At 70.6% G+C, this 16694-nt stretch carries 15 protein-coding genes; 4 read left to right on the forward strand and 11 right to left on the reverse strand.

The window, feature by feature from the left end:
- Positions 1–131: 131 nt before the first annotated feature.
- The 4 genes from O3Q52_RS30355 to O3Q52_RS30370 are packed head-to-tail and all read right to left on the reverse strand — an operon-like array spanning position 132 to position 4133.
- Entirely contained in the window at positions 132–665 is a 534-nt protein-coding gene (locus O3Q52_RS30355) for a hypothetical protein (protein WP_332112959.1), read from the reverse strand.
- 2 nt (positions 666–667) lie between these two features.
- Complete coding sequence (locus O3Q52_RS30360) at positions 668–1015, reverse strand: UBP-type zinc finger domain-containing protein (RefSeq protein ID WP_269651893.1); 348 nt, start codon at positions 1013–1015, stop codon at positions 668–670.
- The gene (locus tag O3Q52_RS30365; RefSeq protein ID WP_269651894.1) at positions 1012–2460 is read right to left on the reverse strand and encodes an ATP-binding protein; all 1449 of its coding nucleotides are present in this window, start codon (positions 2458–2460) and stop codon (positions 1012–1014) included. The genes O3Q52_RS30360 and O3Q52_RS30365 overlap by 4 nt, the downstream gene beginning before the upstream one ends.
- The gene (locus tag O3Q52_RS30370) at positions 2457–4133 is read right to left on the reverse strand and encodes an FAD-dependent oxidoreductase (RefSeq protein WP_269651896.1); all 1677 of its coding nucleotides are present in this window, start codon (positions 4131–4133) and stop codon (positions 2457–2459) included. Before O3Q52_RS30370 ends, O3Q52_RS30365 begins: the two co-directional genes overlap by 4 nt.
- Positions 4134–4312: 179 nt before the next feature.
- Here O3Q52_RS30370 and O3Q52_RS30375 point away from each other — a divergent pair, with 179 nt between their 5' ends.
- Positions 4313–5140, forward strand: coding sequence for a DUF1206 domain-containing protein (locus O3Q52_RS30375; protein WP_269651897.1), 828 nt, complete (start codon positions 4313–4315; stop codon positions 5138–5140).
- A 53-nt stretch (positions 5141–5193) separates the two neighbouring features.
- Here the strand turns inward: O3Q52_RS30375 and O3Q52_RS30380 are convergent, their stop codons facing one another.
- The 3 genes from O3Q52_RS30380 to O3Q52_RS30390 form a co-directional block, all read right to left on the reverse strand.
- Positions 5194–7641, reverse strand: a complete 2448-nt coding sequence (locus tag O3Q52_RS30380) for a GH92 family glycosyl hydrolase (protein ID WP_269651898.1) — start codon at positions 7639–7641, stop codon at positions 5194–5196.
- Between the two features lie 268 nt (positions 7642–7909).
- Positions 7910–9058, reverse strand: coding sequence for a S1 family peptidase (locus O3Q52_RS30385; RefSeq protein WP_269651906.1), 1149 nt, complete (start codon positions 9056–9058; stop codon positions 7910–7912).
- A gap of 255 nt (positions 9059–9313) precedes the next feature.
- Complete coding sequence (locus O3Q52_RS30390; RefSeq protein WP_269651907.1) at positions 9314–10615, reverse strand: endo-1,4-beta-xylanase; 1302 nt, start codon at positions 10613–10615, stop codon at positions 9314–9316.
- A gap of 394 nt (positions 10616–11009) precedes the next feature.
- Here O3Q52_RS30390 and O3Q52_RS30395 point away from each other — a divergent pair, with 394 nt between their 5' ends.
- The 3 genes from O3Q52_RS30395 (at position 11010) to O3Q52_RS30405 (ending at position 14477) form a co-directional block, all read left to right on the forward strand.
- Positions 11010–11780, forward strand: coding sequence for a L,D-transpeptidase family protein (locus O3Q52_RS30395; protein ID WP_269651899.1), 771 nt, complete (start codon positions 11010–11012; stop codon positions 11778–11780).
- A 109-nt stretch (positions 11781–11889) separates the two neighbouring features.
- Positions 11890–12585 (forward strand): response regulator transcription factor, encoded by a 696-nt coding sequence (locus O3Q52_RS30400; protein ID WP_269651900.1) that lies wholly within the window; start codon positions 11890–11892, stop codon positions 12583–12585.
- Positions 12585–14477, forward strand: coding sequence for a cell wall metabolism sensor histidine kinase WalK (locus O3Q52_RS30405; RefSeq protein WP_269651901.1), 1893 nt, complete (start codon positions 12585–12587; stop codon positions 14475–14477). The genes O3Q52_RS30400 and O3Q52_RS30405 overlap by 1 nt, the downstream gene beginning before the upstream one ends.
- Positions 14478–14800: 323 nt before the next feature.
- Here O3Q52_RS30405 and O3Q52_RS30410 read toward each other — a convergent pair whose 3' ends face one another.
- The 4 genes from O3Q52_RS30410 to O3Q52_RS30425 form a co-directional block, all read right to left on the reverse strand.
- The gene (locus O3Q52_RS30410) at positions 14801–15022 is read right to left on the reverse strand and encodes a hypothetical protein (RefSeq protein ID WP_269651902.1); all 222 of its coding nucleotides are present in this window, start codon (positions 15020–15022) and stop codon (positions 14801–14803) included.
- 145 nt (positions 15023–15167) lie between these two features.
- The gene (locus O3Q52_RS30415) at positions 15168–15731 is read right to left on the reverse strand and encodes a hypothetical protein (RefSeq protein WP_269651903.1); all 564 of its coding nucleotides are present in this window, start codon (positions 15729–15731) and stop codon (positions 15168–15170) included.
- A 212-nt stretch (positions 15732–15943) separates the two neighbouring features.
- Positions 15944–16222, reverse strand: coding sequence for an Atu4866 domain-containing protein (locus O3Q52_RS30420; RefSeq protein ID WP_269651904.1), 279 nt, complete (start codon positions 16220–16222; stop codon positions 15944–15946).
- A gap of 84 nt (positions 16223–16306) precedes the next feature.
- Positions 16307–16694 (reverse strand): response regulator (locus tag O3Q52_RS30425; protein ID WP_269651905.1); only part of this gene is annotated, 388 nt, incomplete at its 5' end.

Consider the following 16694-nt stretch of genomic DNA (forward strand, 5'->3'; position numbering starts at 1 on the left):
TCACGGTCGCGTCGGCAGCCTCAGCAGTTCGGTCAGGCGGCGCCGGGTGTGGTCGAAGGACTCCTGTGCGTCGGGTGTACCCGCGTCCACGGTGAGTAAGTGCCACGGGGTCAGTGCCGGCAGCCGACTGGTCAGATCCGCCTCGAAACGAAGATGAGCGGCGGCGGACGGGAGATCGTGGACCGACCTGGTGCCCGGAGAAGAGGCCAGCTTCCCGACGTACCAGTCCTCCCAGTCGGCCCCTCACGCTCGACGGCCCGTCGCAGTGCGGTCGCCGGGTCGTCGTGGACGTACACCACGGTGACGTCGGCGGGTTCCACGGCCCCGGTCAGGTCCTTCATGACCTGGACGAGGGTGCTCTCGTCGTGGCCCCGGGCCACGAGCGACGGGACGAACGGCAGCAGCGCGTCCGTCACCAGGCAGTCCCTGCCCGCCGCGAGCGACTCGTCGACGTAGGCACGAGTGCACTCGACCAGCATCTCGGGCCGGACGGCACCGGTCCCACCGGCGAACTCCTCGGCAACGGGCCGGAAGGCGGGCCGGGTGAGGATGTCGGCCTCCTCGAAATGGTCGACCGAGGCGCCGAGCCCGGCCAACCAGTCGGCCAGGGCCCGGCACAGCGTGGACTTGCCGACCCCTGGGCTGCTCCCGATGACGGAGACCAACTTCAGCGCAGGGTTTCCGCCCAGTTCGCCGGAACCCGTCCCGCGGGCCCGGGCGCGGGCTGGTCCGCCGGGTGGGCGAGCGGCGGAGCGAGCTCGGGACCGGACTCGTACAGCTCGGACGTCTCGAAGTTCCAGAACCAGGCCTCGCCCGGCTCGAAGCTGCGGATGATCGGATGGCCCGTGGTCTGGTGATGTGCGGTGGCGTGCTTGGCGGGGGAGTCGTCGCAACAGCCCACATGACCGCACTGGGCGCACCGCCGCAGATGGAACCACCAGCCACCCACATCGTCGCATTCGACGCAGCCCGCACCGCTCGGCGGGACCCCGGGGTCGATTCCGTCCGTGGTCATGAGGCCTCCTGAGGGGCGTCGGTTTCGGCGGCGGTGAGCGGGAGGAACACCTGGAAGCGGGTGTCGCCGGGCTCGGAGTGGACCTCCAGATGCCCGTGGTGCTTGTTCACGACGATGCGCCAGGAGATGTCGAGCCCGAGTCCGGTGCCCTCGCCGACCGGCTTCGTCGTGAAGAACGGGTCGAAGATCCTGCCGCGGATCTCCTCGGGCACCCCGGGCCCGGTGTCACGGAACTCGACGAGCAGCTGGTCCCGTTCGAGCGCGGTGCGTACGGTCAGCACGCCCTCGCCGCCCATCGCGGAGGCGGCGTTGTCGATGAGGTTCGTCCACACCTGGTTCAACTCGCCCGGGTAGGCGGGGATCCTGGGCAGTCCGCGGTCGTACTCCTTGACGATCCTGATGCCGGAGCCGATCTTCCCGGCGAGCATCATCAGCGTGCTGTCCAGCAGTTCGTGCACATCGGCGACCTGGTAGGGCGCCCGGTCGAGCTGGGAGTACTGCTTGGCCGCGTTCACGAGATTCGAGACCCGGGTCGTGGAGTCCTCGATCTCGTTCATCAACAACTCGGTCTCCACCGTGTAGTTGAGCCACCTGATCGCGCCTTCGAGCGTCCCCTCGTCCACGGCCGCCGCGACCTGGTCCAGCCAGTCGGTGTCAAGACCGGCCTGGACGAACGTCGGCGCGAGCTGCCAGCCGCCCGCGATGTCGTGATCGTCCAGCCAGTCGGCGAGCGCGTCCTCCCGGTCGGAGGCTTCGAGCGGGCTCAAGTGTGTGGCCTTGGCGACCTGTTCGGCGGTGCGCTCCTGGATCTCGACGAGTGTCTCCAGGGCGGCGCGCGCGTACGGGCCCGTCGCGATCATGCCGAGTTTGTGCCGCATCCCGGCCACCCGGTCCCGCAGCGCGGACGTGGCCCGTACGGCCGCCGCTGCCGGGTTGTTGAGCTCGTGCGTCAGCCCGGCGGACAGCGAGCCGAGCGCCAGGAGCCGCTCGCGCTGCCCGATGGTCCGCTGGGTGTTCTGGCTGCCGAAGAACAGCCCTTCCAGCAGATGCACGGCCATCGGGAACCACTCCCGCAGGACCGCGGCGAAGGTCTCGGCGGGCAGGATGAAGAACCGCGAGGGCTCGGTGACCCGCAGGGAGCCCTTGTACCGCGCGTCGTCCGGCACGGCCAGATAGGCCTGCATGGCCCCCGCGTACACCCCGCGCTGGGAGGTGCGGCTGATCTCGACGTCGTCCTCGCCGACCCGCCGCGACATCACGAGTGTGCCTTCGAGGAGGACGAAGAAGCAGGTGGCCGGCTCGCCCTCCTCGTACACGTAACCGGGCTCGAACTTCTCGACGCGGCCCTCGCTGCACAGCCGCCCGAGCTGTTCCGAGTCCAGCTTCTCGAACAGGAACAGTGTGCTGAGTTCCGCCGCGTCGCACGGCATCGGCTGCCCGCTCACGACTGCTCCAGGTACCTGTGGACGAGCATCACGGCCATGGCTCCCTCTCCGACGGCGGAGGCGACACGCTTGGCGGACTCGGCCCGGGCGTCACCCGCCACGAACACTCCGGGCACATTGGTCTCCAGGTGGTACGGCGCCCGGTCCAACTCCCAGTCGGGCGGCGGCTGTCCGCCGACGGCCAGGTCGGGTCCGGTGACGATGAACCCGCGCTCGTCCCTCAGCACGATGCCGTCCAGCCAGTCGGTGAGCGGGGCCGCGCCGATGAACACGAACACCCACTGCGCGTCGACGAGTTCGGTGTGCCCGCTCTCGATGTCGCGCAGCGTCAGCTGCTCCAGGTGGTCGGAGCCGTGCGCCGCCTCGACGACCGTCCCCGTACGGACGCTGATGTTCGGCGCACCCTCGATCTGTCCGATCAGGTAGTGCGACATCGACGAGGACAGGGAGGAACCGCGGACCAGCAGGGTGACCGACTTCGCGCCCCTGGACAGGTACATCGCGGCCTGGCCGGCGGAGTTCGCGCCGCCCACGATGTACACGTCGTGTCCCTGGCAGGAGGCGGCCTCCGTCAGCGCCGACCCGTAGTACACCCCGCACCCGGTCAGGTCCTCCGTGCCCGGCGCCTGCAACTGCCGGTACGACACGCCGGTCGCCAGGATCACGCAGTGCGCGGCGATCGCGGAACCGTCCGAGAACCGCACGGTCCGCGAGGAGCCGTTGACCTCCAGACCGGTCACCTCGCGCGCGGTGAGGATCTCGGCGCCGAACTTCGACGCCTGACGCCGTGCCCGGTCGGTGAGCTGCGCCCCGGACACACCGTCCGGGAAGCCCAGGTAGTTCTCGATCCGTGAGCTCTGGCCGGCCTGTCCGCCGGTCGCGGAGCGCTCCACGAGCACGGTCCGCAGCCCTTCCGAGGCCCCGTACACGGCGGAGCCCAGTCCGGCGGGTCCGCCGCCGATGACGACGAGGTCGTAGAAGTCCGCCGCCGGGGTCGTGGCCAGCCCCACCTGGGCGGCCAGCTCCGGGTCGTCGGGCTCGACCAGCACGGCCCCGTCCGCGGTGATCACGAGCGGCAGCCGCTCCCCGTCCTGATCCGCGCAGGCCAGCAGCCGCTTGCCCTCCGGTTCGTCCGAGGAGTACCAGCGGTAGGGCACCTGGTTGCGGGCCAGGAACTCCCGTACGTCCGACGAGCGCGCCGACCAGCGGTGCCCGACGACCTTCGTGATCGGAACCGCCCGGTGGTCCGAGGTCCGCCAGGCGTCCAGGAGGTCGTCCAGGACGGGATAGAGCTTCTCCTCGGGCGGGTCCCAGGGCTTGAGCAGATAGTGGTCGAGGTCGACGACGTTGATCGCGTCGATGGCCGCGTTCGTGTCCGCGTAGGCGGTCAGCAGCACGCGCCGCGCGCCCGGGTACACGTCCAGGGCCTGCTCCAGGAACTCGATGCCGTTCATCTGGGGCATCCGGTAGTCCGCCAGGATCACCGCGACGAGATCACCGCGCAGCTTCAGCTCCCGCAGGGCCTCCAGGGCGCTCTCGCCGGACTCGGCGCGCACGATCCGGTATCCCTCGCCATAGCGTCGCCGCAGGTCACGGGCCACGGCACGGGAAACTCCAGGGTCGTCGTCCACTGTCAGGATGACGGTCCGTGCTGCGTCCGTGCCCTGTGCCATTCGTCTCCCACCCCGAGTGGTCGGCATCCCGGGGCGGCCTGTCTGCGATACCGCCCCAGTGCATGCCCATCGTATGTTCGATCGTGCTGCTTCGCTCCGAAACCGGGAGGTACCGCACGGTCGGCGCCCGCCGGGGTGTCGGACGGCCAGGCGGGGGCACCTGGGGACGGGAGGCAATGATGAACGCAAGTACGTTGACGCGAGGCGGCAGGGCCGGGAAGCGAAAGGCCGCCCCGGCGATCGAGGGCGCGGCCCGGGCAGGATTCACCGCACGCGGTGTCATCTACCTGCTGGTGGGCCTGCTGGCGCTGCAGATCGCCTTCGGCGGCAGCGGGAAGCAGGCGGATCAGGGAGGCGCCCTCCAGGAGGTCGCCGAGAAGCCCTTCGGTGGGGTCATGCTCTGGGCGCTCGGCATCGGTCTTGTCGGTATGGCGCTCTGGCGGCTGTCCGAAGCGCTCTTCGGCGCGGCGGGCCCCGACGGCGGCAAGGCGAAGAAGAGGCTGGCGTCGGCGGCACGAGCCGTGTTCTACGGCTTCGTCGCCTACACTGTGCTCTCCTTCGCCGCCGGTTCCGGAGGGAGCGGATCGAGCGACGGCAAGTCCCGGGACGCGACCGCCCGGGCCATGGACCTGCCCGCCGGGCAGTGGCTCGTGGCCGCTGCGGGCGTGGGCGTTCTCTGCGCGGGTGTGTGGATGGTGGTGCAGGCCGCGCGCCGGAAGTACCACAAGCACATGAGGCTCGGTGAGATGTCGCACCGGGTGCGCCGGACGGTCGACGTGACGGGCGTCGGCGGCGGTGTGGCCCGCGGTCTGGTGTTCGCCGTCGCCGGAGGCTTCGCGCTCCGGGCCGCCGTGGAGTACGAACCGGACAAGGCCAAGGGCATGGACGACACCCTGCGCTCGTTCACCGAGACCCCGGTGGGGCCGTGGCTGCTGGTGTTCATAGCCGTCGGTCTGATGCTCTTCGGGCTGTTCTCGTTCGCCATGGCCAGGTACCGCAAGGTCTGACCCGGCACACGGACGTTGCCCCGGATCCCACCGGACCCGGGGCAACGTGCGCGTCAGCGGGGCAGTCCGCCGGGCGCGGTCGCCCAGTCGGTGTCCGGCTCCGGCGAGAGTCCGAACGTGAGGGTGCCGCCGCCGCGCAGGAAGCGGGCATCCGTCCAGGAGCGGTCGTGCGTACGGCCGTTGAGCCGGACTCCGCTCACATACGGATGACCGGCGTCGGCCGCGGGCGCGTCGATGACGATGTCACCGCCACCGGGCCGGTCGACCACGGCGTACGGGAAGAGCGGTGCGCCGAGGAGCAGGTTGCCGCTGCCCGGGGTCTGCGGATAGAGGCCGAGGGCGGAGAAGACGTACCAGGCGGACATGGTCCCGAGGTCGTCGTTGCCGGGCAGTCCGGCCGGTCCGGTCCCGTAGACGGTGTCGAGGATCTGCCGGACCGTCGCCTGGGTCTTCCACGGCTGGCCGAGCGCGTTGTAGAGCCAGGGGGCGTGGATACCGGGCTCGTTGGTCGGGTCGTACCGCAGGGCGTCACCGCCCTTCACCGACCAGGAGCCGTCGGGCTTGTGGAAGAAGCCGTCCAGCCGGCGCGCGGCCGTCTCACGTCCGCCCATCGCCTCGGCGAGGCCCTGGACGTCCTGCGGCACCATCCACGTGTACGTGGCGCTGGTGCCCTGCGCGAACCCGCGGTCGCTGCCGGGGCTGAACGGCGTGACCCATGAACCGTCGAGGTTGCGGGCCTGGATGTAGCCGGTGGTGCCCGCGCCGTCGGTGGCGCCCGGGTTGAAGACGTTGCGCCACCAGCCGCCCCGCTCGGCGAAGACGGCGGCCTGTTCGTCGAGGCCCAGCAGCTTCGCCCAGCGGCCCAGTGCGTCGTCGGCGACCGAGTCCTCCAGGGTCTCGGCAGCGCCGCCCCAGCAGTGGCAGACGTCCTGCGCCGCGTACTGAGAGGTCAAGTACTGGGCGAGGTTGGGCCGTTGGCCGGTGCACTGGCCTGGGCAGCCCGCGTCGGAGAGCCCGTCGGGATGCGGCACGGTGGCCTGGCGGGCCAGGGAGTCGAAGGCGCCGCGGTAGTCGAAGTTGCGGACCCCCATGGCGTAGAAGGTGGCGAGTGTGGCCGCCGTCGGATCGCCGGTCATCACATGGGTCGGCCCGCTGATGTGCACCCAGCGGTCCCACACGCCGCCGTTCTGCCGCGCGAAGTTGTAGAGGGACTGCGCGAAGTCCCCGGCGATCCGCGGTTTCAGCAGGGCGAGCAGCTGTATCTGCGCCCGGTACTGGTCCCAGCCGGAGAAGTTGCTGTACTGAGCTCCCTGCCCGCGCTCGACGCGCTGCGGCTTGCCGTCCATGCCCGGATAGCGGCCGTCGGTGTCGCTGACCAGGTTCGGCTGCATGAGCGAGTGGTAGAGCGCGGTGTAGAAGGCGGTGCGCTGGGCCGTACTCCCGCCACCGACGCGTACGGAACGCAGCTCGCGGTCCCAGGCCCGTGTCCCGGCCGCGGCCACCTGGTCGACGCTCGCCCGCGGCGCTATCTCCTGACGGAGGTTGGCCTCCGCACCCGCGCGGCTCACGTACGAGATCCCGAGCCGCATGCGGACATCGTTGTCAGAGCTGGTGTCGAAGCCGACCCAGCCGCCGGAGCCGCGGCCCGCGCGGTCGGCGCCCGTGGCGTAGCCCTCGCCGCCTCCGCCCGAGGTGGCACCGGGGGAGAGGGTGCCGTCCTTCCACGTACCCGTGGTCGAGAACGCGCGGTCGAACGAGGCGCTGAAGTAGAGCCGGTAGTAGCTCTTGCGGTTGTTGACGCCGCCGTTGGCGCGCCGCCCGCAGAACGCGCCTGTCAGCACCCACCCGCTCACCTTGCGTTTGGCCCGGTCGATCTCGACATGGGCATCCTCGCTGCCGTTGAGCGAGTTGGAGACCCGGAACAGCAGGTTGGCGGGCTTGTCGGCGGGGAACGTGAAGTCGGCGACGCCGGCCCGCTTGGAAACGGCGAGGTCGGCGCGGGCACCGGAGTCGAGCCCCACGGAGTAGCGGCCCGGCACGGCCCGCTCGTCGGCGTGCGAGAAGTTCGCGGCGTACACGGAGTCCGTGGTGTCGGCCGACGGCGACGAGGTGACGTCCCCGACGAACGGCATGATCGGTACGTCGCCCGCGGCCCCCGGGTTGCAGCCCGCGCCGTTCACGTGGGTGAGGCTCAGCCCGCGCAGCCGGGTCGCGTTGTACTCGTAGCCGTTGGCGGCGCCCGTGCTCGTCTGGTCGCCCCGGGTGCTGGTCGGAGACCAGGCGATCATGCCGTACGGGAGGGTGGCACCCGGATAGGTGTTGCCTCCGTTCGTCGTGCCGATGAGCGGATCGACGTACGCCGTGGGGTGGGCCGGCGTGTCGGGGGCGCCGGCCGCGGAGGAGACCGGGCCGGGCAGTGCGGCGGCGAGCGCGGTGGTCAGCGCGAGAGCGGCGGCTCTTCTGCCGAACCTCCGCGCCACACCTGTGGATCCGAGGACCATGTAACGGAACCTTCCGTCAGGACGGACAGCGGGGCCCGGCTGCCCGTCGGGGATCCGGGCCCGCGAAATGCCGCCGAGCGTAGGCCGCCCGGACGCGGGGTGGAACGACAGGGGTGGCAGCCCTGGTGAACGGGTGGTGAATCCGGGGCACTTGGAGCCGGTCGGAGCGGGACGGCGACCGGCCGGGCGGAGAAGAGGCAGGCGCCAACGGGCTCCGCCACCTGACCGGTGACGGAGCCCGTCGAGCCGTGCCCCGGAGCCTTGCGGATCAGGCCGTGTGGAGCGTGAGGCCGTACCGGCTGAGGATCTCGTTGATCGGCTGGTACCAGGTCTCACCGCCGCCGGAGCAGTTGCCCCAGCCGCCGGAGGTGACGCCCTGTGCCTGGTCGCCGCTGATGAAGGAACCGCCGGAGTCGCCCGGTTCCGCGCAGACGCTGGTCTTGGTCATCTGATACACCGCGCCCTGGCTGTAGTTGACGGTCTCGTTCTTGGCGAGGACCGTGCCGCAGCGCCAGTGGGTCGTCGACCCCGACCGGCAGATGGAGGAACCGACGGGCGCCTCGTTGGACCCGCGGACGAGCCGGTCCGAGATGGTGCCCCAGCCGAGTACGACCGGTACGGTCCACCAGCCGCTTCCCACGTTGACCCAGGCGTAGTCGTTGCCCGGGAACGAGGAGCCCTGGATGTTGCCTATGTAGGACCGGTCCCAGCCGCTGACGCCCTGTCCCGCCCCGCCGCAGTGGCCCGCGGTGACGAAGCCGCCCTGCACCGAGAAGCCGATGGAACAGCGGACGTTGCCGGTGTAGAAGGGGTCGCCGCCGACCGTCCCGGCGGCGAAGGTCTCCGGCGCCGCGGCGGCCTCTTCGACCTTGACGGGACCTGCCGCACGGGCCTTCGAGAGGAACGTGCGGACATCGTTGTCAGCACGCTGCGCGGCGACGACGGCCACGACGACCGAGCTCGCCTTGGCGTCGACGTACCAGTTGCTGACACCTTCGGGCGCGGCCAGCTTGTCGATGCGTGCCTTGGCCGCGTCGAGCTGCTTCGCGCTGTGCTTGACGGTGCGGACGGTCGCGCCGGTCTTCCGTACGGAATCGACGGCCGCGTCGGAGGCGCCGGCAGTCACGGCGACGGTCAACTTCCCGCTCTTGGCGTCGAACCAGGAACCGCCGTACGCGGCTCCTGCCGCGCGCCGCGCGTCCGACTCGACGGCCGTCGCGGTCTTCTCGGCCGCGAGCCGCGCTTCGGCCTGGGTCTTCGTCAGGCCGAAGTCGCGCTGCATGGCGTCGAGCAGACCGGCGGAGGCCGGAGCGCCGGAGGTGCGGGTGGGTTCGGGGGCGCCGGCTGCAGAGGCGGGTCCGGCCGCGAAGGTTGCCCAGGCGCCGACGATGAGGAGTGCGGACAGGCCTGTGCGCATGGTTGTGGTGCGTCTCAAGGCAGTAGCCCTTCGTTGTTCCAGCATGGTGGGGGTGGAACAGCTGAACTGTGAGAGCGCTCTCAGTGCATGGCGGAGCAGAGCCTAGCGGCTGTTCATGGTCAGGTACATACCAAAATTGGTGCTCTCTTTACTGGGAACCGTTGAGGCGCCCGTCGTGTCCGGGGGCGTGGCGGCACGGACCGCCACGCCCCCGGACACGCTGCCACCGAACTCCCCGAAGGGTGCGGCCCGTTCTCAGGACGCGGTGCAGGAACCGACCGAGGGAGCCGAGGAGTTGCCGTTCTTCATGACGGTGAACCCGAAGCTCGTCGACGCCCCGGCTGCCAGACTGCCGTTGCCGTTCGGCCTCATGGTCATGACGTTGCCACCGGAGTCCCAGCTCGGCGTGCCGTTCCACGTCGTGGAGACCTTCTGCGGGGAGGTCAGCGTGACGGCCACCGTCCAGGTGCTGATCGCCGAACCGCCCGCGGTCACGGTCACCCTGCCGTTGTAGCGGTCGCTCCAGTCGTCCGTCCTGCTGTACGACACCGAGCAGGAGGCGCTTCCACCGCCGCCGCCCGAGCCGGTGCCGCCGAGCGCGGTGAGCACGGCGTTGTACGCGGCCTTCTTGTTGTAGTTGTTGTCGAACAGCAGGGGAGTTCCGCCGGCCCGCCACGAGTACTTGTCGGTGACACCCCAGACCGTGATGCCCGTACAGCGGGACACGCCCAGGCAGGCGTTGACCACGTTGGTGTAGCTGTTGGCCTGCGCCGTACCGGAGCCCTCGATGTCGAGCTCGGTGATCTGTACGTCGACACCGAGGTCGGCGAAGCGCTGCAGGTTCGCGCGGTAGTCGCCGGGCACCGGGGACGCGCTGTTGAAGTGGGACTGGAAGCCCACGCAGTCGATGGGCACGCCGCGCGCCTTGAAGTCCCGCACCAGGTTGTAGACGGCGTTGCTCTTCGCGTTGACCCCGTCAGTGTTGTAGTCGTTGTAGCAGAGCTTGGCCGCGGGATCGGCGGCCCGGGCGGTGCGGAACGCCTCCTCGATGAAGCCGTTGCCGAGCTTGTCCTGGAAGGGCGAACTGCGCCGGGCGCCGCTGCTGCCGTCCTGGAAGGCCTCGTTGACGACGTCCCAGGAGTGGATCTTGCCCTTGTAGTGCTGCATGACCTGGGTGATGTGGTTGTTCATCGCCGTTCTGAGGTCGGCGGCGGCGAGCCCGCCGACCCAGCCGGGCAGTTGGGAGTGCCACACGAGCGTGTGCCCGCGGACCTTCATGCCCCTGCTCTGGGCATGGTTGACGATCTGGTCCGCGGCGCCGTAGGTGAAGGAGTTGCGGGTCCCTTCGACCGCGTCCCACTTCATCTCGTTCTCCGGAGTCACCGAGTTGAACTCCGTGTTGAGCGTCGAGGCGTACGGGGCCTCGCCCAGGTGGTTGGCCGCGACCGCGGCGCCGAAGTAGCGGCCCTTCTCCGCCGCCGCGTCGCCGAGCGTGCCGGCGGCCTCGGCCGTCCCGGCGAGAGTGGTGACACCGACCGCGGCGAGCAGGCCCGCCATGCCGATCACCAGGGCTCTTCGGGTGCGGGACTGCCGGGGCGGAGGGGTGGCCGTGGGGTCTGTGAACGTGCGGGTGATCATGTCGTCCCTTTCTGTCGTTTCGAAAGTTTCGAGCATGTTTCCGATTGGCTGCGCAGACCTTACGGCTGACCTCAGGCAGCGTCAACGGCCCGTACTGGCGCGGATTCTGGATGGCTCAAGATGGCCGGACCCGCCCCATGGGTCTCGTTGTTTCCCTTGCCGGGTGGTCGATCTCTGCCTACGTTCCGCACAGCAGTCGCCGTCATCCACGAATGTTTCGTAGAAGGGGGATCAGGAGGACAACCGAGTGATTCTGCGTCGCCGATCGAACGGACCTGACGAGTTCCTCACATGTACCGGTCAAGGTCGACGCATGATCACACCCACACACGGTGCCGTGCGCCGCCCCGTCGCCGTTCTGGCCGCCTCGCTCGTCCTCGTCGGCTGCGGAGGAGGAGCGGTGGCGACGTCGGATCAGAGGCCCGGCACGACATCGGTGAACGGCAGTGCGGGAGCGTCATCCGCCCCCGCGCCCCGAGTCGCCCTGACCGTGGCGCCTCAGCAACTGCCGGGCCTGGGCCCGAAGACCTGGGCCAAGGTGCCCGCGAAGACGCGTCAGGCCCTGGTGGTGACGGGCCGGGGCAAGAACTCGTCGACCTCCACCGCGGTGCTGTACGAGCGGACGGAGTCCGGCTGGGAGGCCGGGACCACCTGGCCCGCGCACAACGCCCTCAAGGGCTGGACCGACCACCACCGGATGGGCGACCTCCGCTCACCCATCGGCGTCTACACGCTCACGGACGCGGGCGGCCTGCGCCCCGACCCGGGCACGAGCCTCCCGTACGACCAGTCCGGCGGCTTCAGCATCGGCGGCACGGGATTCGAGGGCGAGCCCCTGGCCGGCTCGTTCGACTACGTGGTCGCCATCAACTACAACCGCCAAGTCGGCACCACACCGCCGGACTGGACCCGCCCCCTGGGAGCCGACCGGGGCGGCGGCATCTGGGTGCACGTCGACCACGACGGCCCCACCCAGGGCTGCGTCAGCCTCCGCAAGGACCACATGAAGGAACTCCTGCGCGCCCTCGACCCCGACCGCGATCCCGTGGTCGTCATGGGCAACGCGGCCGCACTCAGACGCTGACCCGGGCCGCCGGACCGGCACTGGCAGCCGGTTGTGAGGAAGATGTCAGGGCGTGGGAAGCCCCTCACACGCGGTCCCACCACGGCTCGGGGCGCTTAGCATCGGCCGCGTGTGCGCACATGTGATGGTTGCCGAGGACGACGAGAAACAGGCGGAGCTGATACGCCGCTCCCTGCTGAGCGAGGGCCACACCGCCACCGTGGTCCACGACGGCGGAGCCGCCCTGGAGGCGGTCCGGCAGCGTCGGCCCGACCTCGTCGTCCTGGACCTGATGCTCCCGGTGATCGACGGCTTCGGCGTGTGCCGGGCGCTGCGCCAGGACGACGACATCCCCGTCCTCATGCTCACCGCACGCTCCACGGAGGACGACGTGCTCCTCGGCCTCGAACTCGGCGCGGACGACTACATGACCAAGCCGTACAGCCCACGCGAACTCATGGCCCGCATCCGCACCGTCCTGCGCCGCAGCGGACGGCAGGCCGCCGGGCACCGCGAGGACCCGGTCGTACGGGCCGCCGGGATCGCCGTGGATCCCGTACGGCACGAGGTGGTGTGCGACGGATCGCCGGTGGACTGCACGCCGGCCGAGTACGAGATCCTCCTGGCCATGGCCGCCGAGCCGGAACGGGTCTTCTCCCGGCAGCAGTTGCTGCACCGTACCCGGGGCATCGACCGGGCCTCGACCGAACGGGCGGTCGACGTGCACATCATGAACCTGCGCAAGAAGATCGAGGCGGATCCGCGCAGACCGGTGCGGCTGCTGACCGTCTTCGGCGTGGGCTACAAGCTCAGCGGGGACCGCTGATGACCCGCCCGATACCGCTGCGCAAGAGGCTGCTGGTCCGGCTGCTGATCACGTCGGTGCTGATCGCCATCTGCTCGGTGGCGGCGACGGCCTGGCTGGCGGTGGAGACCACGACCCGGGCGATCCAGGAGGAGCAGGGGCAGGTACTGACCGAGGACATGGACATCCTGCGGCAGTTGAGCGGATACGCGGCCACCCATCGCGACTGGTCCGGCGTCGGGAAGACCGTCCGCACGCTGTCGGACAGGACCGGGCGGCGCATCGCCCTGACGGCCCCGGACCGTACGCCGATCGCGGACTCCGAGACGCGGAACACGGCGTTGCCGCCCAGGGCCGCCGCCGCGGTCGATCCCCTGCACACCGACACCTTCACCGAGCCCGGAGCGCAGCGGACCGGCATCGACCCGCGCGCGGTGGGCCCGTTCCGGCTGCCGCGCGCCGAGCGCGAGCGCGTGCGGCTGCTGGCCGAGAAGCGCCGGGCCTGCTTCTCGAACAACGGCGTCGAGACCCGCATCACGCAAATGCCCAGCGGCCGCTCCGTCCTCACCGACGAGGAGGGCACGGTGGACGGAGGCCAGGTACCGACGCCGTGCGCCGACGGCGTGCTCAACACCCCGACCGCGACGGAGGAGAAGGCCCTGGCGCAACTCAACACGTACGGCGGGGACTGCCTGAAGCGCGTCGGCGGGAAGTTCCCCTCGCTCTTCGCCGCCACGGTCGACTTCACGGACCGGTCCATGCTCACGCGCTACGTCGGCGGGAAAGCGGAGACGGGCATCGACACCACCCGTGACCAGGACAAGAAGGCGCAGGAGTGCGTCGACAGTGCCCGGCGTCAGCAACTGGAGCCCTACGTCGCGCCGGCCGCGGAACTGTTCCTCGGCCGCGGCGACAGCGCCGTCCCGCACTTCGACATGTCGGCCGCCAACAAGGCCAAGGTCACGGGCGTCGCCGGCCTCGTCCTCGCCCTCACGGTGGCCGTGACGGTGCTGGTCGCCACACGGCTCGTACGGCCGCTGCGCGCGCTGACGCACGCCGCCCAGCAGCCGCCGGAGCAGCATGTGCGCGTACCCGTGACCACCCAGGACGAGACGGGCATCCTGGCCGTCGCGTTCAACGACCTGGCCGATCGCCGTGAACGCATGGAGGCGCAGCGCAAGGCGATGGTCGCCGACATCGCCCATGAACTGCGCACTCCGCTCACCAACATCCGCGGCTGGCTGGAGGTGACCCGCGACGGCGTGGTCGACCCCGACCCCGAACTGCTCGCCTCCCTGCACGACGAGGCGGTCGTCCTCCAGCGGGTCATCGACGACCTCCAGGACCTCGCGGCCGCCGACGCGGGCACGCTCAGGCTGCACCGAGAGCCGGTCCGCGCCGACGAACTGCTCGAACAGGTCGTCGCGGCACACCGGGTGGCGGCCGAGGCGGCGGGAGTCCGGCTGCACACGGCCGTGACCGGCTCAAAGGGCTCGGACGGCTCAAAGGGCTCGGAGGGTTCGTCCCGCTCCGGTGGTTCGCACGGCTCCGACGGCGCACCTTGGCTCGACGCGGATCCGGTCCGGATGCGGCAGGCGCTGGGCAACCTGGTCTCCAACGCGATTCGCCACACGCCGGCCGACGGTACGATCACGCTCTCCTCCCGCGGCCACGACGACGAGATCGTCTTCGAAGTGGCCGACACCGGCAGCGGGATCGCCCCGGAGGATCTGCCCAGCGTCTTCGAACGGTTCTGGCGGGCGGAGAAGTCCCGCAGCCGGCGCACCGGCGGCAGCGGCCTGGGTCTGTCGATCGTGCGTCAACTCGTCACGGCCCACGGCGGTACGGTGACGGTCGTCAGCGAACTCGGCACCGGGTCGGTCTTCACTCTGCGGTTCCCCGACGCCCGCTGACTGGTGGTTCCGGTACCAGGATCAGCGGTCCTGCCCACAACAGTGATCTGGTTGCTCCGGCACCGATGGCGCAGTGTTGCCCCATGAACACCACCAAGCACCCGGAGGTCAGGATCCGCGTGACGCCTCTGCGTCGCCTCAGGGGCGACACATACGTCCCGCGCACCGTACGAGCAGTTCCCGCACAGGCCGACGACGAGGCCCTGCGCGCACGGAGCCGGGAACGGCCCACGCGATCGGACGGCCGACGCCCCGCATGTGACTGAGCGTCGGGAGCGCGAACCGGCCCGGCTCCCTCGGCCGGGCCGGTTCGCCCGGCTCCTTCAGCCGTCCACGGCATGCACGCCCGGGGTCAGGATCTCGTCCAGCACTTTGCGTACGGCCTCATAGGCCTGTCCTCGCACGTCGGCGTCGCGTGAGCCGCCGGGATCGCCCCGCCTGAGGTCGTCGCTCCGCGCCTTCCACGTTTCCTCCTCCCGCTCGGCCCAGGCGCGAGCACGCTGGATACGGCGCAGGAGTTCGTCGGAGTCCACGACATCGGTCATGACGTACAGGTACCCGCCGAGACGCTTTCGACAGCCCGCGCGCCCCGCCGATCCTGGCGGGGCCCGCAAGCACCCCGTCCACTCCGACCGGTTGTCGTCCCGGTGGGGTGCGCGCGTCACCGCGGCGCACCCCACCGGTGTGCGACTACTCCGTCGGCGCCGGCACGCTCGGCAGAGCGGGCAGGCCGCCGCCGAGGAGCCCCGTCAGCACGCCGATCACGTTCGACAGCACCTTCGGCACCTCGGCGACGACACCTCCCACGTCGAGGGAGGTCAGAGCGGAGAGCAGCCCGCCGAGTGATTCCTGTAGCCTCGCCACGGCGTCCGACACCGGATCGGCCGCGGCCAGGTCGGCGGGACCCTCCATGGTCTCCAGCCGCTCCTCGACGGACGCGGTCGCCTCCGTGACGGCCTTGCCGTGCTCGGCCGCCTCGTCCGCGTCGAGCGGGTCGTGATCCCTGTCGGCGAGGGGGGCGAGCGCGTCCAGGAGAGGCGTCAGGGCGTCTCCGTGATCCGCCGCCTCCAGGGCGTGGATCCGCTCCAGCGTCGTGTCGGCCACGTCGGCGGACAGCGGGGCCACCGCGACGGGGCTGCCCACGGACCCCGTGGGCACGTCGGAGGCGGCAGTCGCCGTAGCGACCGGCCCGCAGACGAGCGCGGCACAGACGAGGGGCGGGAGAAGGAGCCCGCGGGATACCAGGGCGCGCATACCGGTTCCTTTCGAGGACGGCAGTATCTGGGCCCCACCGTGTGAAACCCGCCGACTCACCGCAACCGATCACACACCGGCAGTGAGCTCCCACCGCACGCCCACCAGGGCGCCGACCTGCGCTTTTCTTCCGTACGCGCCTGACTCCCCGGGGACCGGCCGGTACCGCCGTCGGGGTACGGCGGTACCGGAACGGCCCGATCCGGGACCGGTCAGGTCGCTTCGCGGTAGAGCACCAGGTGTTCGTGGTAGAGCACCCCGTCGCGGACATCGCCCGTGGCGGTGAAACCGATGTCGTCGACGTAGTCGATATGGCTGCCGGTCACGGTGTAACTGCCGGTGTACGCGCTCTGCCGCTCGCCGCGGGCCTCGTCGTAACGGCCGTTGGCCAGCAGTTCCTGGCGGATATGGCCGTCGGCGGTCACCCACATCCCGACGTACGGGTGCGGGGCGCGGGACGTGTCGTCGTTCGTGCTCGTTCTTGTGGTCATGCCTCCACGGTCGCCCCGGCGGCGCGGGCCGACCAGGCCGCCGCTTTCCCAGGTGGACGCCTCCTGGGTGCGGCACACCCAGGATCAGCGCTCCAGCAGGTCCAGCAGATCCGCGAGCGGCAGCGGCTTGGCCAGGTGGGCGTCGAATCCGGCCTCTTGGGCCAGCGTCCGGTCGGTGCCCCGGCTGAAGCCGGAGACCGCGATGAGGCGCAGCCCGGCGCCGTGCGGACGGGACCGTACGGCACGGGCGACCGTGTAGCCGTCCATGTCGGGCAGCCCGAGATCGCACAGGACGACGTCGAAGAGGTTGGCCTCGGTGGCCGTGACGGCGTCGGCGCCGGTGTGGACGACCGTGACGTGGTGCCCCTGGCGCTCCAGCAGCGTGCGGTAGGTCGCGGCGAGGTCCGTGTTGTCCTCGACGATCAGGATGACCAGCTGGCGCCGCGCCCGGCCGGTGGCCGCGGGGCGGGCC

Source organism: Streptomyces sp. ActVer (assembly GCF_027270795.1).
GTDB classification, from domain to species: domain Bacteria; phylum Actinomycetota; class Actinomycetes; order Streptomycetales; family Streptomycetaceae; genus Streptomyces; species Streptomyces umbrinus_A.

What these genes read in the sequence shown, in the direction of transcription:
- O3Q52_RS30420 (WP_269651904.1), bottom strand. Translation starts at nt 16,222, where the DNA reads ATGACCACAAGAACGAGCACGAACGACGACACGTCCCGCGCCCCGCAC.
- O3Q52_RS30360 (WP_269651893.1), bottom strand. Translation starts at nt 1,015, where the DNA reads ATGACCACGGACGGAATCGACCCCGGGGTCCCGCCGAGCGGTGCGGGC.
- O3Q52_RS30385 (WP_269651906.1), bottom strand. Translation starts at nt 9,058, where the DNA reads ATGCGCACAGGCCTGTCCGCACTCCTCATCGTCGGCGCCTGGGCAACC.
- O3Q52_RS30395 (WP_269651899.1), top strand. Translation starts at nt 11,010, where the DNA reads ATGATCACACCCACACACGGTGCCGTGCGCCGCCCCGTCGCCGTTCTG.
- O3Q52_RS30370 (WP_269651896.1), bottom strand. Translation starts at nt 4,133, where the DNA reads ATGGCACAGGGCACGGACGCAGCACGGACCGTCATCCTGACAGTGGAC.
- O3Q52_RS30375 (WP_269651897.1), top strand. Translation starts at nt 4,313, where the DNA reads ATGAACGCAAGTACGTTGACGCGAGGCGGCAGGGCCGGGAAGCGAAAG.
- O3Q52_RS30380 (WP_269651898.1), bottom strand. Translation starts at nt 7,641, where the DNA reads ATGGTCCTCGGATCCACAGGTGTGGCGCGGAGGTTCGGCAGAAGAGCC.
- O3Q52_RS30405 (WP_269651901.1), top strand. Translation starts at nt 12,585, where the DNA reads ATGACCCGCCCGATACCGCTGCGCAAGAGGCTGCTGGTCCGGCTGCTG.
- O3Q52_RS30410 (WP_269651902.1), bottom strand. Translation starts at nt 15,022, where the DNA reads ATGACCGATGTCGTGGACTCCGACGAACTCCTGCGCCGTATCCAGCGT.
- O3Q52_RS30415 (WP_269651903.1), bottom strand. Translation starts at nt 15,731, where the DNA reads ATGCGCGCCCTGGTATCCCGCGGGCTCCTTCTCCCGCCCCTCGTCTGT.
- O3Q52_RS30390 (WP_269651907.1), bottom strand. Translation starts at nt 10,615, where the DNA reads ATGGCGGGCCTGCTCGCCGCGGTCGGTGTCACCACTCTCGCCGGGACG.